Source organism: Dellaglioa sp. CoH-56-MRSF-10, from assembly GCF_056782175.1.
In genome coordinates this window covers 1-486 of the sequence record NZ_JBXAYF010000032.1, presented here as the reverse complement: position 1 = coordinate 486, position 486 = coordinate 1, and the positions used below count along the sequence as shown (strand labels likewise).

Annotated in this window: 4 tRNA genes; all 4 read right to left on the bottom strand. The window is 48.1% G+C overall.

The features are described 5' to 3' along the window. Nucleotides 1–78: 78 nt before the first annotated feature. A tRNA-Ser gene (locus AC1RP4_RS07685) sits at nucleotides 79–168 on the bottom strand. A 39-nt stretch (nucleotides 169–207) separates the two neighbouring features. Beyond that, a tRNA-Ile gene (locus AC1RP4_RS07680) sits at nucleotides 208–281 on the bottom strand. Nucleotides 282–300: 19 nt separating this feature from the next. Continuing rightward, nucleotides 301–374 (bottom strand) — tRNA-Met (locus tag AC1RP4_RS07675). Between the two features lie 40 nt (nucleotides 375–414). Next, nucleotides 415–486 (bottom strand) — tRNA-Pro (locus AC1RP4_RS07670).

The window sequence follows — 486 nt, the reverse complement described above, 5'->3', positions numbered from 1 at the left end:
GCAGGATTTGAACCTACGACCTTCGGGTTATGAGCCCGACGAGCTACCAGACTGCTCCATCCCGCGATAATATTAAAAAGGAGGATAAGAGATTCGAACTCTTGCGTGGTTTGACCCACCTGACGGTTTTCAAGACCGTTCCCTTCAGCCAGACTTGGGTAATCCTCCATAAAAAATTAAAAATCTACTTGAATCAGCTACAAGTAATGGACCTTGTAGGACTCGAACCTACGACCGGGCGGTTATGAGCCGTCTGCTCTAACCAACTGAGCTAAAGGTCCAAGCTTCTTACGTAGAAAATAGCGGTGAAGGGGATCGAACCCCTGACCTCCCGGGTATGAACCGGACGCTCTAGCCAGCTGAGCTACGCCGCCATAAAATAAAAACACATAATAAATTTTGGCAATCTATTAATCGGGAAAACAGGATTCGAACCTGCGACCCCCTGGTCCCAAACCAGGTGCTCTACCAAGCTGAGCTATTTCC